13 protein-coding genes are annotated in these 13,755 nt (G+C 69.6%); 7 read left to right on the top strand and 6 right to left on the bottom strand.

Features of this window, described 5'->3' with window-relative positions; genetic code table 11:
* Positions 1 to 109: 109 nt before the first annotated feature.
* From ACYVIP_RS24180 to ACYVIP_RS24165, 4 genes are all read left to right on the top strand, one after another.
* On the top strand, positions 110 to 1,846 hold the full coding sequence (locus tag ACYVIP_RS24180; protein WP_460400114.1) for a 3-hydroxyacyl-CoA dehydrogenase family protein: 1,737 nt from the start codon (positions 110 to 112) through the stop codon (positions 1,844 to 1,846).
* Between the two features lie 150 nt (positions 1,847 to 1,996).
* A complete protein-coding gene (locus tag ACYVIP_RS24175; RefSeq protein ID WP_460400112.1) occupies positions 1,997 to 2,692 on the top strand; it encodes a thioesterase II family protein in 696 nt (231 codons plus the stop codon).
* Between the two features lie 12 nt (positions 2,693 to 2,704).
* On the top strand, positions 2,705 to 3,694 hold the full coding sequence (locus ACYVIP_RS24170) for a 3-oxoacyl-ACP synthase III family protein (RefSeq protein WP_460400110.1): 990 nt from the start codon (positions 2,705 to 2,707) through the stop codon (positions 3,692 to 3,694).
* A gap of 49 nt (positions 3,695 to 3,743) precedes the next feature.
* Positions 3,744 to 5,150, top strand: coding sequence for a DUF4185 domain-containing protein (locus ACYVIP_RS24165; protein WP_460400108.1), 1,407 nt, complete (start codon positions 3,744 to 3,746; stop codon positions 5,148 to 5,150).
* Here ACYVIP_RS24165 and ACYVIP_RS24160 read toward each other — a convergent pair.
* From ACYVIP_RS24160 to ACYVIP_RS24150, 3 genes are read right to left on the bottom strand one after another with little or no spacing between them, the layout of a single operon-like run.
* Complete coding sequence (locus tag ACYVIP_RS24160) at positions 5,134 to 5,904, bottom strand: ABC transporter permease (protein WP_460400106.1); 771 nt, start codon at positions 5,902 to 5,904, stop codon at positions 5,134 to 5,136. The genes ACYVIP_RS24165 and ACYVIP_RS24160 overlap by 17 nt on opposite strands.
* Positions 5,897 to 6,898 carry an aliphatic sulfonate ABC transporter substrate-binding protein gene (locus ACYVIP_RS24155; RefSeq protein WP_460400104.1) on the bottom strand — a complete coding sequence of 334 codons (1,002 nt, stop codon included), beginning with the start codon at positions 6,896 to 6,898 and terminating at the stop codon, positions 5,897 to 5,899. The genes ACYVIP_RS24160 and ACYVIP_RS24155 overlap by 8 nt, the downstream gene beginning before the upstream one ends.
* Positions 6,899 to 6,917: 19 nt before the next feature.
* Positions 6,918 to 7,763, bottom strand: a complete 846-nt coding sequence (locus ACYVIP_RS24150; RefSeq protein WP_460400102.1) for an ABC transporter ATP-binding protein — start codon at positions 7,761 to 7,763, stop codon at positions 6,918 to 6,920.
* 289 nt (positions 7,764 to 8,052) lie between these two features.
* On the opposite strand from ACYVIP_RS24150, the gene ACYVIP_RS24145 reads away from it, so the two are divergent.
* The gene (locus ACYVIP_RS24145) at positions 8,053 to 8,784 is read left to right on the top strand and encodes a hypothetical protein (protein WP_460400100.1); all 732 of its coding nucleotides are present in this window, start codon (positions 8,053 to 8,055) and stop codon (positions 8,782 to 8,784) included.
* A gap of 144 nt (positions 8,785 to 8,928) precedes the next feature.
* The gene (locus ACYVIP_RS24140; RefSeq protein ID WP_460400098.1) at positions 8,929 to 9,621 is read left to right on the top strand and encodes a GH12 family glycosyl hydrolase domain-containing protein; all 693 of its coding nucleotides are present in this window, start codon (positions 8,929 to 8,931) and stop codon (positions 9,619 to 9,621) included.
* A 55-nt stretch (positions 9,622 to 9,676) separates the two neighbouring features.
* Here the strand turns inward: ACYVIP_RS24140 and ACYVIP_RS24135 are convergent, their stop codons facing one another.
* Together ACYVIP_RS24135 and ACYVIP_RS24130 are read right to left on the bottom strand one after the other, a co-directional pair.
* Positions 9,677 to 10,852, bottom strand: a complete 1,176-nt coding sequence (locus tag ACYVIP_RS24135) for an endonuclease (protein ID WP_460400096.1) — start codon at positions 10,850 to 10,852, stop codon at positions 9,677 to 9,679.
* 229 nt (positions 10,853 to 11,081) lie between these two features.
* Positions 11,082 to 11,972, bottom strand: coding sequence for a M48 family metalloprotease (locus tag ACYVIP_RS24130; RefSeq protein ID WP_460400094.1), 891 nt, complete (start codon positions 11,970 to 11,972; stop codon positions 11,082 to 11,084).
* A 130-nt stretch (positions 11,973 to 12,102) separates the two neighbouring features.
* On the opposite strand from ACYVIP_RS24130, the gene ACYVIP_RS24125 reads away from it, so the two are divergent.
* On the top strand, positions 12,103 to 12,834 hold the full coding sequence (locus ACYVIP_RS24125; protein ID WP_460400092.1) for a DUF899 domain-containing protein: 732 nt from the start codon (positions 12,103 to 12,105) through the stop codon (positions 12,832 to 12,834).
* Here ACYVIP_RS24125 and ACYVIP_RS24120 read toward each other — a convergent pair.
* Positions 12,831 to 13,739, bottom strand: coding sequence for an ankyrin repeat domain-containing protein (locus tag ACYVIP_RS24120; RefSeq protein ID WP_460400090.1), 909 nt, complete (start codon positions 13,737 to 13,739; stop codon positions 12,831 to 12,833). The genes ACYVIP_RS24125 and ACYVIP_RS24120 overlap by 4 nt on opposite strands.
* Positions 13,740 to 13,755: the final 16 nt, after the last annotated feature.

Raw genomic sequence — 13,755 nt, 5'->3', positions numbered from 1 at the left:
GGCGCCGGCCAGCCAGGGGTTGTCAGAACGCGACGGCCCGAGCACAGTCGTGCCAACCAGAGCCGGCCAACAGGATGACGCGGCAGCTGTCCGCCATGGAAGGACTCGGATGACTCGACCCTTCGACACAGTCTGGGTCATCGGACTGGGCGCCGTCGGCTCAGCCATCGCATTACTGCTGGCCGAACATGGTTACCGGGTAGTAGGAATCGAGGCGAACGAGGAGTCGCTGGCCGCCGCCCGCACCCGACTCCGACGCCGTGCCGGCGAGGCCGCGGCGCGCGAGCTGGCCCCATCGTCCTATCAGGACGAGTTGCTCGCCAGGGTCGAGTGCACCACCGAACCGGGCACCGCCCGCCCGGCCGATCTGGTCATCGAGGCGGTGCCGGAACGGGGCGCGCTCAAGGCCGAGGTGTTGGCCAGGGCGACCCAACTGAACCAGAACGACACCGTTTTCGTTACTACTTCGATAGGTCTTGCGGTCCATCCGCTCGCGGCCAGGATCGGCCGGTTGGCCCACACCGTCGGCGTCCATCTGTGCGACACCGGCCGGGCACCGGCCAGCATCCTGGTGGAGGTCGCCCCGACACCCATGACCGATCGCACGGTGCTCGACGCGGTGCACGAGTTCGTGCGCAGCCTCGGCCGGCATCCCGTCGCGGTGACCGACCACCCTGGACTGTTCGGTAACTCCGTGCTCCTGCGCCATCTCAATCGCGCGGTGACGACGTTCACCAAGGGCTACGCCTCCCGTGACGACATCGACGCCGCCATGCGGCTCGGCTGCGGCTTCCTGATCGGCCCGCTGGCGCACACCGACCTCATCGGCCTGGACAACGTCCACGATGGACTGACCGCGATCGCCGAGCGCACCGGCGATCCCGCCATGGCGCCGGCACCGCTGCTAGGCCGAATGGTGGATGTCGGGTTGCTCGGCCGGCGCAGCGGGCGCGGTTTCTACCGCTACGGACCGGACGAGCGGCCGCCGTCACCCGACCCGTCACCCGACCCGGCAGCCGGCCGGGCCCGCCCCGTCTGCCGGGTCGGCGTGGTCGGTTCCGGCCGGATGGCCACCGGGATCGCCGAGTTGCTCACCCGCTTCGGTCACGGCACGGTCGTGGTGGCCCGCACGGACGTCGCGGCCAAACAGGTTCGGTCCTCTGTGGAGGAGTCGCTGGCCGGCCACCCGAACGTATCGGCCGACGAGCTGGACAGTGTCCTGGCCCGGTTACATCTCAGTACCGAGTTCGCCGCGCTCGGTGAGTGCGATCTGGTGATCGAGTCGGTGACCGACGACCTCGCGGTCAAACAGGCGGTGTTCGCGCGGATCGACCGGGCGACCCGCCCCGGCACTGTCCTTGCCACCACAACGACCCGGCCGTCGGTGCTGGCGTGCGCGACCGCGACCAGCCGGCCGTGGGACGTCGTCGGCCTGCGCTTCCTGCACCCGGTCGCCTCGGTCCCGCTGGTCGAGGTGGTGCACACCTTCTACACCCGCAAGGAGATCGTCGCGACCGCCGAGCAACTCGTCGCCACGCTGGGGAAGTACCCGGTCGTCGTCAGTGACCGCGCGGGCTTCCTGGTCAACGCGCTGTTGTTCCCGTTCCTCAACGACGTCGTCCGGTCGGCGCACGCGCACCGGTTGAACCACACCGACACCGATCGACTGCTGACCGACGGCTACGGCCTGCCGACCGGCCCGTTCCAGCTGCTCGACCGGATCGGCGTCGACCGCGTACTCGCCCTCCAGCAGGCCATCCACGACGAGTCGGGCGGGGACCCGTCCCTCGCACCGGCGACGGAACTGCGCGATCTGGCGGCGGCCACACCGCGCGGTCTCGGCTGACAATTCCCCGACCCCTGGCTCGCGCATGATTCCCGCGGCCGATCTAGGGGTTGTCCATCCCCACCCGGCATTGGATTGTTAGGCATGGCCACAGGCGATTCTGAGTGGGTCAGACGTTTCCATCCGACCGGCGAACCAACACCACGACTGGTGTGCTTTCCGCATGCCGGTGGTTCCGCCACCTATTTCTTCCCGGTCTCGCGCTCGCTGGCCCCGGACATCGAGGTCCTCGCCATCCAGTACCCCGGCCGGCAGGACCGGCGCACCGAGCCGCTGATCGACTCGATCGACGAGCTGGCCGACCAGGTCACCGAACAGCTGCGGCCGTGGCTGGACCGGCCGACCGCGTTCTTCGGTCACAGTATGGGGGCGACGCTCGGCTTCGAGGTCGCCCGCAGGCTGGAGCGCGAGGGTGGCGGGATCACCGCGCTGTTCGCCTCCGGCCGCAGCGCGCCGTCCCGCACGAAGACCGACAGCGCCCACACCTTCACCGACCGGCAACTGATCGCCGAACTCGACGACCTGGCCGGCACCCAGGCCGGTCTGCTCGGCGACGACGAGCTCGTGCGGATGATCCTGCCGGCCATCAGGTCCGACTACCGGGCGGCCGAGACCTACCGGTACGCGCCCGGCCCGGACATCAGCTGCCCGCTGCACGCGCTCACCGGTGACGAGGACCGCAAGGTCAGCGTCGCCGACGCGGCCGCCTGGCAGGCACACACCACGTCGACGTTCGAGCTGCACGTGTTTCCCGGCGGCCACTTCTTCCTCGACACCCACGCCGCCCGGATCCTGGATCTCGTCCGGTCCGAGCTGGTGGCGGACGTGCCGGCACACCGAACCTAGGAGCTTGCCGCCATGCACGCCGCGGGAATCATCGGCACCGGATCGTATGTGCCAAAGGACGTGGTCGAGAACGCCGAGCTGGCCGAGCGGGCCGGGGTCACCGCCGAGTGGATCGAACGCAAGACCGCGATCCGCCGGCGCCACTTCGCCGCACCGCACGAGGCAACCTCGGACCTCGCGGCCCGTGCGGGGGCGGCGGCCATCGAGCACGCCGGACTGTCCGCGGTGGACATCGGCTACCTCATCGTGGCCACGTCGACCCCCGACTTCCCCCAGCCACCGACGGCGCACATCGTCCAAAGCGCACTCGGCGCCGACAACGCGGTCTGCTTCGACGTGAACGTGGTGTGCAGCGGGTTCGTCTACGCGCTCGCCCTCGCCGACGCGCTGGTCAACCAGGACCCGACGCTGCGCGTGCTGGTGATCGGCGCCGACGTGTACTCGCGGATCCTGGACTTCGCCGACCGGCGCACCGCCGTGCTGTTCGGCGACGGCGCGGGCGCGGCGGTCGTCGGTGCCGTACCACGACCCTACGGGCTGACGATGTTCGAACTGGCCGGCCGGGGCGACGCGCACGCGTTGATCCGGGTCGAGGCGGGCGGCAGTCGTACCCCCGCGTCCCACGAGACCGTCGCCGCGGGCCAGCACTACTTCCGGATGGACGGCCGCGCCGTGCGCGAGTTCGTCAACGAGCAGGTGCCCCCGACGCTCGCCACGCTGTTGCGGCGCGGTGGGATGACCACCAGGGACGTCGCGCACTTCCTGCCACATCAGGCGAACGGAGTGCTCATCGACGAGCTGGTCGACCGCTGTGGCCTGTCGACCGCACAGGTACACCGCACGGTCGACCGCTACGGCAACACCGGCGGCGCGGCCATCCCGGTCTCCCTCGACGAGGCGAACCGCTCGGCCGCCATCGCCGACGGCGAGCTGGTCATGCTGGCCGGTTTCGGCGGCGGCATGTCGATCGGCGCCTGCCTGATGCGTTGGTGGCGCCCCTGACCCGGGGTAGTGTCGTGGTGACACAGTGGTCACCACGCGAGGGAGTGGCATGCGGCGCGACGACGACAGCGGTACTGAGCCGACGACACGGGCCGCGGGCGGGGTGCGCCGCTCGACCTTCCTCAAAGGCGCCGCCGGGTTGGCGCTCGGCGCGGGCGGCCTGTTCGGCGGCAGTGCCGCCGCGACGCCCCGCTCCCCGCGTGCCGGCTATGTCAAGGACCTCACCGGTGAGGAGACCGCCCGGTTCGGCTTTCTGGGCACCGATCTCGGCTTCACCGCGCGTACCAACCACGGCTACTGCATCACGATCTTCGGGGACACCTTCGACCAGCCGGTGCCGCAGAACAGCACCGGCTGGCGCTCCCCCGTCGGCCTGCGACAGTCCAATACGGACATCCAGAACGGCATCCGGTGGGACAACTGCATCGGCGGCGGACGCGCGAAGGAGATGATCCCCTACGTCCACGTCGACCACACCGTCGCGCGCCACCAGCCGGGCCAGGTGGTCACCGAGATCCCCAACGACCTGATCCACCTGCCGGACGGCCGCTACCTGATGAGCACCTTCGGCGTACGGGACTGGGCGATCCCGGACCAGGGTGGGATCCCGAGCCCCGGCGGCAGTTGGCGCACCTGGTACTCCCGCCTGTGGACCTCGACCGAGACCCATGCCGAGCACTGGCAACGCACGTGGAACCTGGAGACCAACCAGGAGAACATGGACTTCTGGAACGAGGGCCTCTGGTCACACTTCCAGAACAACGCCATGATCATGTGGCCGAACGAGCCATGGGTCTACATCTACGGCACCAACGAGGGCCGGTGGAACGGTGGCGGCATCCACCTCATGCGGGTGCCGTGGGACCGGATGTGGGAACGCAGCCAGTACACGTTCTGGGGCGCGGACGGCGCCGGCCGCTGGGACTGGCGCCCCGGCGGACCGTCGACGCCGATCATCGGCGCCCCCAGCCCGTTCGAGGCGATCGGCGAGCTCGCGGCGGAGGTCGTCGACGGCCGGGTGGTGTTGTCGTTCCTCAACGGCGGACGCGGTGCGGTCACCCAGACCGCGCCCTACCCGACCGGGCTGTGGTCGACCCCGCGCACGCAGGTGACGTTCACCCAGGCGGAGTTTCTCTACGCGCCGGTCGTCCATCCATACTCGACACTCGGCAGCGCGCAGCTGTTGGTGTCACAGTGGATCAACCCCGGCCCCAGCTCGTCGTTCTACGGGGTGCGGCAGTGGGCCGGCTCACTGGAGGGCAGTGCCTCGGTCAGCGGCCGGCTCGCCGAGCAACTGGTGGTGACCACCGACGAGCCAGCCCGCCCCGGCCATGTTGGACCGGTTTCGCCGCAGTGGCAACGGCTCCCGGTGGCCGACCAGGTGGCGATCCTCGCCGACAACTGTGACGACCGCGTGTGCAGAGCCGACATCGCGGCCGTCAGGCCCACCCGGTGAGCAGGCGCCGCTCGACCACGCCGATCAGCGCGTCGGTGAGCTTGCCGAGCAGTGCCAACAGGACGATGGCCAGCAGGATCCGGTCCACCCGGCCGTTCTGCTGAGAGTCGTTGAGCAGGAACCCCAGTCCCATCGACGAGGCGATCAGCTCGGCGGCGACCAGGAACAGCCACGCCTGGGCCATGGCCAGCCGCAGGCCGGCGACCACCGAGGGCAGGGCGACCGGCAGCTGCACCGTGCCCAACAGGCGCATCCCGCCGCGGCCGAAGGCCCTGCCCGCCTCGACCAACTGCGGGTCGACGTGCCGCAGCGCGGCCGACACCGTGGTGTACACCGGAAAGAACGCGCCGATGGCGATCAGCGTGATCTTCGAGTCCTCGCCGATCTTCAGCCACAGGATGAGCAGCGGCACCCAGGCGAGCGAGGGCACCGCGCGGATCGCGCCGAGCGTCGGCGCCAGCAGCAGTTCGCTGACCCGGGACAGGCCGACGGCCGCGCCGACCGCGAGCCCGACCGCCGCGCCGATGACGAAGCCGACCAACACGCGCTGGGTGGAGATGGCCACGTGGTGGCCCAACTCGCCACGGGTGACCAGATCGGCCGCCGCCCGCCACACCGCGTCCGGCGCCGGCAGCTGGTAGGCCGGAATCGCGCCGGCCGAGGTGGCCAGGTACCAGGCCGCCAGCAGTGCGGCGGGCACCAGCGACCCGAGCCAAACCGCACGCGCCCTGCTGGTCGCCTGCCGCTCAGCCATCGGTGGCCCTGCTGGCGTAGGCGGGCTCGATCAGCTCGTCGAGCGCACGGTCCACATCGGACTGCGAGGCGACGTCGCCGGACTCCACGAAGATCGGGCCGACGATCTCGAGCACCTTTCGTTGCGCCGCACCGGGAACCGGGTCCAGGTCGAGCACGGTGCGTTCGTCGAGGACGGTGGCGGCCACCTCGGGGGCGATGCCGCCGACGTCGGCGAGCAGGGCGACCAGTTCCTCGGGGTGGCCCAACGCCCACTCCCGGGCGCGCTCGTAGGCGTCCACCACGGCCTGGGCGACATCCGGGTGCTCGGTGAGAAAGTCCTCGCGGGCGTTCAGGAAGCCGTAGGTGTTGAAGTCGATGTTGCGGTAGATGAGCTCCGCGCCGGACTCCGCCTGGGCGGCGGCCATGATCGGGTCGAGGCCCGACCACGCGTCGACCGCGCCGTTGTCCAGTGCGGTACGCCCGTCGGCGTGTTGCAGGTTCTGCACCTCGACGGCGTTCAGTGGCACGCCGGCCTCGGCCAGGGTCTGCAGCAGGAAGAAGTACGGGTCGGTGCCCTTGGTCGCGGCGACCGACTTTCCTTTCAGGTCGGTGACCTCGTCGATGTCCGAGCCCTTCGGCACCACGATCGCCGACCACTCCGGCTGGCTGTAGATGTCGATGACCTTGATCGGCGACCCGTTGGCCCTGGCGAGCAGGGCGGCCGAGCCCGCGGTCGAGCCGACGTCCAGCGCGGCGGAGCGCAGGCCCTCGTTCGCCTTGTTGGAGCCGGCGGACTGGGTCCAGGTCACCGTGACCCCGTCGAGCTCGCTCTCCAGCCAGCCCTGGTCCCTGATCACCAGGCTCAACGGGTTGTAGGTGGCGAAGTCGATGTTCAGCGTGTCCGTGCTCCAGTCGCCGGTGCCCGCGTCGTCCCCGGCCGCGTCCTCGCCGGCGACACAGCCGGACAGGGTGAGCGCCAGCACGATGGTGGCGGCGAAGATGGTGGTACGCATGGGTTTCCTTCCGCTGCGGTCAGCCGAGGTCGCTCGCCGGGTGGGGTGGCGCGTGGCGGGCCGGCACGCCGAGGCCGGTCAACAGTTCGGCTCTCAGGTCGGTCAGCTCGTGGTCGGCGCGGTCACGCGGCCGGTCGCCGGGGACGTCGACCACGCGGGCGACACTGGTCGCGTCCGGTCCGGCTTCCGGCAGGTTGGCCAGCAGCACGACCCGGTCGGCGAGGTAGATGGCCTCCTCCACGTCGTGGGTGACCAGCAGGACCGTCGTCGGGCGGGCGGCGTGCACGTTCAGCAGCAAGTCCTGCATTCGTAGGCGGGTCAGGGCGTCGAGCGCGCCGAACGGCTCGTCGAGCAGCAACACCCCGGGCGCCCTGGCCAGTGCGCGGGCGAGCGAGGTCCGTTGGGCCATGCCGCCGGACACCTGGCGCGGACGCAGGCCGGCCGACTCGGCCAGACCGACCAGGTCAAGCAGTTCGGCGACCCGGTCGGCACCGAGCCGCCTCGGGGTGCCGCGCGGCAGGCCGAAGGCGACGTTCGCGGCGAGGGTGCGCCACGGCAGCAGGCGCGGTTCCTGGAAGGCGACGGCGGTGCGGGTGTCGCCGGGCCCGACCGGGACACCGTCGACGACGACCGTGCCGGTGGTCGGGGTGTCCAGGGCGCTGATCTGGCGCAGCAGCGTGGACTTGCCGCATCCGGACGGGCCGACGAGCGCGATCACCTCGCCCGGGTGAACGTGCAGGTCCACGGCGCGCAACACCTCACGGGCGCCGTCCGGGGTGGCGAACGTGCGGCCGACGCCGGACAGGGAGACGGGCAGGGCGGGTTGGCGGTGCCCGGGCGGCTGCGTACCGAGAACCACGTTCACATCGCGAGAAGTTACAAACCATATCCATAGTGTGGCAATCCTTTCCACACTATGAGATCGTCCACACGGGAGACACTCGGCCGGCACATCACCTGTTCGGGGTAACCCGATTTCTCGCGGCGCGGTAATGCGCCGGCGGGTCGCGGCGACACAAGCGGACAAGTGTCGACGTTGGGAGCCTGTGGTGAAGTGGTGGCGGAGTTCGGTCGCGACAGTTGTCGCCGCGCTCGTTTGTGTTGGGGTGCCGTCGATCGCGCAGGCGGCGCCGCCTGATTCCAGTGCGGTGCAGGTGAGTGACACGACCCTCGCGGGGGGCGCGATGTTCACCGTCACCCAGGAGATCTACAACCCGGCCGACTTCACGGTCACCAGTGCGCACGCCTCGATCGGCGGACTGGTCGGCATCGCCGACCTCGTCTCCTGCACCGGCGCGCTGGTCGACTGTTTCGACTTCGGCTCGACCTACCGGGGTTTCGTCGGCGATCTCGCCCCGGGCGAGGGTCGGACCGTGGTGTTCACCCTGCGGGTTCGGGAGGACATCACCAGTGGCGAGTACGAGTGGGACCACCAGTTCGTCGGGGGCAACTACGCGTTCGAGACCCTGCCGGCGCCGGCGCTGACGGTCACCACGGAGACCGCCGACCTGCGGGTCGGGCTGAGCGCGCAGCCGCAGGGCCTGCTCGCGCCGCAGGTGAACTACGCGGTCACCGTGACCAACACCGGGCCGAGCGCGGCAACCGGCATCCGGCTCGTCGCCACCTACGCCCCCGGGCTCGGGTGGGCCGGGTCCGGCGACTGCGCGCGCGTGGGCACCACCAGGAACGTCAACTGCGATGTCGCCGCGCTCGCGGTCGGTCAGTCGCGGACCCTGCGGTTCTCCACCAGCACCGGGCTGCTCGCGCTCGGCGCGTTCACCACCTCGGTCGAGCGGGTCGCCAGCCTGCCGGCCGACCCCGACCCGGCCGACGACCGGGCCAGCCGGACCTGCGCCGCGCTGACCGGACTGATCATCGCCTGCTGAGGTAAAGCGGCGAACAATTCCGAATTCAGTTCTCCCAGGCTAGTCTCGGAGTAGACCCGAATTTTCCGAGATCAGCTTGTCGAATAGGAAGTCGAAGCGCTTCGACTTCCTATTCGACAAGCACATCGACTGGGAGGATGGCTCATGGTCAGGTCAGCACGTCTGGTGATAACGGCATTCTTGTCCAGCGTCACGCTCGCGCTCGGCGGCGCGGTCGCCAACGCCGCGGTCTGGGAGTCGTCGGACCAGTGGGGCACATGGACGACCGGGGACTACATCCTCTACAACAACATCTGGGGCGGTGGCGCCGGGCCGCAGACGATCTGGGCCAACTCGGCGAGCAACTGGGGCGTGTGGGCCAACCATCCCAACACCGGCGGTGTGAAGTCCTATCCGAACGCCACCAGGTACGTCAATCGGCAGCTCAGCTCGCTCGGCAGCCTGTCGACCACGTTCAACACCAGTGTGCCGTCCAGCGGCGCGTACGCGAGCACCTACGACATCTGGCTCGACAACAACGCCTACGAGATCATGTTGTGGGTCAACAAGACCGGCCCGGTCGGCCCGATCGGCTCGTACCAGACGAGCGCGACGACCGGCGGGCATCCCTGGGACGTCTACCGTGGCGTCAACGGCTCGTTCCAGGTCTTCTCGTTCCTGCGCCAGGGCAACACGAATGCCGGCACCATCGACATCAGGGCCATTCTCCAATGGCTGCGGACCAACGGGTGGATCGGCAACGCGAACGTGGGATACGTCCAGTTCGGCTACGAGATCACCTCGGCCAGCGGTGGCCTCGACTTCGTGACGAACAATTTCTCCGTGTCCTACAACTGAGTCGCGGCCGTCCTGGCCCGCCGGCGCCCGGCGGGCCAGGACGGTGTTTCGCCGCTCAGTTCCAGATCGCCCCGGCCCATTCCGGGTGGTCGACGAACGGGTTGCGGTTGTGCTGGAGCTCGTCGTAGATCACCTGGTTTCGGCGTTCCTCGAAGGCGTCCGGCAGATCCTGCGCGTTCCAGGCGAGCAGCACCGAGAGCCTGCCCATGTACGGCGCGGAGCCGTTGTCGACGTTGTCGTTCAGCTCGAGGTCGGCGAAACCGTCGCCGCCCTCGTAGCGCACCGCCATGTAGAGGATCATCCTGGCCACGTCACCCTTCACGGCGTCGCGGGGCTCCCACGAGTCGCTGTCGGTGCGGCATTCCGGGGCCTCGTCGACGGGCTCGCCACCGTTGTCGAAGTCCTTGTTGCCGCGCGTGCTGTTGACCGTGGTGTCGGTTGGCCGCAGGTGGTGCACGTCGGTGCCCGGGCCGATCGAGGTGCCGAAGTCACCGTGCGACTTGGCCCAGACGTGCTCGCGGTTCCAGTCGTCGGCGTCGCCGCCGTGGGCGCTCTTGGCCTGTGACCGCCCGGAGTACAGCAGGATCACGTTGTTCGCGTTGGCCGGGTCCTGGTCGGTCAGCTGGAGGGCGTCCCAGACCTCGTCGTAGGACAGCTTCTCGTTGGTGCTGATGATGTTGTGCAGCTCGCTCTTGAGCGCCGGCCCGGTCAGTCCGATCGCGGACTTGTAGTAGGTGCTGTCGTAGTCGTCACCCGGCTCGCCCGGCTCTTCCGGCTCCTCTGGCGGTGTGCCGCCGACGGGGGCGAACGCGGTCGTCGACGTGACGCCGGCGTGGGAGAAGTAGGCCGCCAGCGAGCCGGTGACGTCGAGCTGGTCGCCGAGCAGGTCCGGATTGGACGCCAGGCCGTAGTCCCCGCGGAACGCGGAGGTGACCTGCACGTAGATCATCCGCTCGGTGTCGGCCTCACTCGGCGAGTCCGCGAGCGCGAGCGCGTAGTCGGTCGGGAAGCCCGACGTGACCACGGTACTGGTGGCGACCGGCTGACCGACGACATAGCCGCGGACCGACTGTGCCGCACCGGTCTGCTGACTGATCGCCTGCGCGACGGTGAGCGGTTCGGCGGCGTCGGCCGATGGCGATAACGACGGCGACAACGCCGGTGACAACACGGTGGCGGCGACGACCAGCCCCACGCCCACAACGGACGCGGGCAACGACCATCGCCTCATGCGAGAAGTGCGCACGAGTGACTCCTTTTCCCCGATCTTGGGAAAAGAGTCGCATGAAATTTTCCATCCAAGAGCGGCCGAATGGAGCAGCTAACAAGGCTTCGCATACGGGAACCCGTTGGCAGCCTTGATACCCCCATACCGCGCACAGGCCACGGCCATCTGCCGGACACGCGGTTACGACAAACAGCCCCGCTACCGCCGACTATCGGCTACTGCCGAATGCTGGCTAACGCAGGAATTCGTTGAGGCGCCGGATTCGTTCGGTGTGCGCCGGGTGCGTCGAGAGCAGTCGTTGTCGGAGACCGGCGGGGCGGGCACCGGAGCCGTCCACGCCGATCCATCGCTGGAGCACCTCGATGAGCTGTGGCCCGTACCCGAGTCGCGCGGCCGTCCGGTCCGCGCGAAGCTCGCTGTGCCGGCTCGCCAACGCCATCAGCGGCGCGGTCAGCGGTACCAGGATCAGCCAGATGCTGAGAAAGGCCGCGCCAGTCAGGAGAATCAGTGCCGCCAGCAACGACGCCAGCGCGGCGATGCCACCGCCGGCCGGGGACAGCGTGCGACCGATCCACATCACCAGCCGCATCGCCAGGCCGACGAGAAACGCCGCCCCTCTGGCCGGGAGCGCGTACCACCAGGCGAACATGGACACCACCGGATGCCCGGAGAGATGGTGGCCGAGTTCGTGCGCCAGCACCGCCTCCAGCTGTCCTGGCGGCAGGGCGAGCGCGGACCTGGTCACCGACACGGTGCGCACGCCGGCGGCGAAGGCGTTGAGCTCACGGGAGTCCTGGACCATCAGCACGTACCGGCCGGCGTCGACGCCCGCGATCCGGCACACCGACTGCCACGGGGAGGCGAGCGCGTGGAACTCGTCGGGACGTGGCTGGCGCACGTCGAGCATGAGGCGGAACAACAGCGGTTCGATCGACGGGATCAGCAGCACCACCCCCGACAGGATCCACAACGCCGGAATCAGCCACGGCATGCCCGGCAGGACGGCGATGCCGATCACCGCCAGCACCATCAGGCTGCAGGCGAATCCCGGTAGCGCCAGGGACGCGGACAGCGCGCTGGACGCGTCGGGGCGCCGGCGTCCTGGCGGGGTCGGTTCGGCCATCGCCTTCCTTCACGGGTGTCGTCGAAGTCGCGGTCTCGACCATCTTCCATAGTGCGCTGATCGGGCCGTCGGGCGGATCGGCCGCCGACAGGTCTGGGTCCGGACAGTCCCGTCCGGTAAGAGTGTTGTCATGGAATCGCCTGAGGTCGTGTCCCGGGACGAGTGGCGGGTGGCGCGGCTGGCGCTGCTGGCGGAGGAGAAGAAGGTCACCCACGCGAAGACCGCACTCGACGCCAAGCGGCGGGCGCTGCCGATGGTGTTGGTGGACAAGGACTACGCGCTGACCGGTCCCACCGGCCAGGTCGGACTGCTCGACCTGTTCGCCGACCGCCACCAGCTCATCGTCTACCACTTCATGTTCGACCCCGCCTGGGACGAGGGTTGTGTCAGCTGCTCGGCGGTGACCGACTCCATGGGCAGCCTGACCCACCTGCACGACCAGGACACCACGCTGGTCCTGGTCTCCCGCGCGCCGCTGGCGAAGATCACGCCGTTCCGGGAGCGGATGGGGTGGCGGGTGCCGTGGTACTCCGCCCACGGCAGCGACTTCAACTACGACTTCCACGTCTCCAACGACGCCGCCGTCGCACCGGTCGAGTACAACTACCTGGACGAGGCGGCCCTGCGCGCCCTCGGCCAGGACCACTTCGCCAGCAACGAGGGCCACGGCGTCAGCGTCTTCCTGCGCGAGGACGACCAGGTCTTCCACACCTACTCAAGCTACGGCCGAGGCGTGGAACCGCTGCTGATCACCTACCACTACCTCGACCTCACCCCGCTTGGCAGGCAGCGACACGTCAGCCAGTTCCGCCACCACGACCGCTACGACACCGACGGCACGGAGGGAACCGCCTGCCACTAGTGCCAGTAGTCGCGCTCGGGCAGGCGAATCCAGACGTCCGGCGGGCCGCAGACCGCGCGGTCGTCGACCGGCCGCAGCCCCGCGAAGGCGAAGCAGAACGCGAGCGCCTCGCCCTGGTAGAGGTAGGACAGCAGCACGTTGTCCTGCTCCTCGTCCACCCCACCGCCGGGGTGCAGGTCCCAGCCGATGGTCTCGCCGCCGCGCGTGATGCTGCCCTGGTTGCCGCTCTTGGGGTTGGCGTACATGCCGTAGCAGGTGGTGTCGACCGACAGCGCCCGCGTCACGCCGGGCATGCTCGGCCCGTATCCCCACGGCTGGGCCACGACACACCCGCCGGGCACCGCCGTGATCCCCATGACCGAGATGTCGTCGCCGCCGTTCGGGTCCTCGACGATCTCGGCGTCGAGCCGGCGCACCGCCTCGGCGACGTCGATGTCCATGACGCACGCGATGCCGAGCCCGTCGTAGTCGAGCCCGCCGAGCGTGCCGATCAGTCGCCCGCTCTCGCGCACCGTCTCGGTCTCCTCGGGCGTGAGCGATGCCGATGACTCGAACAGGTCCGGGGTGGGGCCCGCCAGGCTCAACCGGGCGGGCGACCAGCCCGACATCATGTCCCGTTCCGGGTCCGCGCCCTCGGCCACCAGCGCGCGGGCGGTGTCGGCCCGGTTCGCGGCCACCGCGCACCACAGCGCGGTGCGCCCGCTCCACAACGCGTCCACGTCCTCGACCCGGCGCGCCAGCTCGGCGACGACCTGCGCGGAGCCGCGTTCGGCGGCCGACTGCAACGGCGGCCCCACGTACGGCACGGCCACGTTGGGGTCCGCACCGGCCGCCAGCCGGCCGCGCACCTCGTCGAGGTTCGTCCAGCCATGCCAGCCGAGCCCGGACCATCCATCGTCGATCATGGCGTGCATCGTGGCA

This window comes from Actinophytocola sediminis (assembly GCF_054779715.1).
This window is presented reverse-complemented; position numbering and strand designations above follow the sequence as displayed.

What these genes read in the sequence shown, in the direction of transcription:
- ACYVIP_RS24180 (WP_460400114.1), top strand. Translation starts at nt 110, where the DNA reads ATGACTCGACCCTTCGACACAGTCTGGGTCATCGGACTGGGCGCCGTC.
- ACYVIP_RS24170 (WP_460400110.1), top strand. Translation starts at nt 2,705, where the DNA reads ATGCACGCCGCGGGAATCATCGGCACCGGATCGTATGTGCCAAAGGAC.
- ACYVIP_RS24165 (WP_460400108.1), top strand. Translation starts at nt 3,744, where the DNA reads ATGCGGCGCGACGACGACAGCGGTACTGAGCCGACGACACGGGCCGCG.
- ACYVIP_RS24160 (WP_460400106.1), bottom strand. Translation starts at nt 5,904, where the DNA reads ATGGCTGAGCGGCAGGCGACCAGCAGGGCGCGTGCGGTTTGGCTCGGG.
- ACYVIP_RS24155 (WP_460400104.1), bottom strand. Translation starts at nt 6,898, where the DNA reads ATGCGTACCACCATCTTCGCCGCCACCATCGTGCTGGCGCTCACCCTG.
- ACYVIP_RS24140 (WP_460400098.1), top strand. Translation starts at nt 8,929, where the DNA reads ATGGTCAGGTCAGCACGTCTGGTGATAACGGCATTCTTGTCCAGCGTC.
- ACYVIP_RS24135 (WP_460400096.1), bottom strand. Translation starts at nt 10,852, where the DNA reads ATGAGGCGATGGTCGTTGCCCGCGTCCGTTGTGGGCGTGGGGCTGGTC.
- ACYVIP_RS24130 (WP_460400094.1), bottom strand. Translation starts at nt 11,972, where the DNA reads ATGGCCGAACCGACCCCGCCAGGACGCCGGCGCCCCGACGCGTCCAGC.
- ACYVIP_RS24125 (WP_460400092.1), top strand. Translation starts at nt 12,103, where the DNA reads ATGGAATCGCCTGAGGTCGTGTCCCGGGACGAGTGGCGGGTGGCGCGG.
- ACYVIP_RS24120 (WP_460400090.1), bottom strand. Translation starts at nt 13,739, where the DNA reads ATGATCGACGATGGATGGTCCGGGCTCGGCTGGCATGGCTGGACGAAC.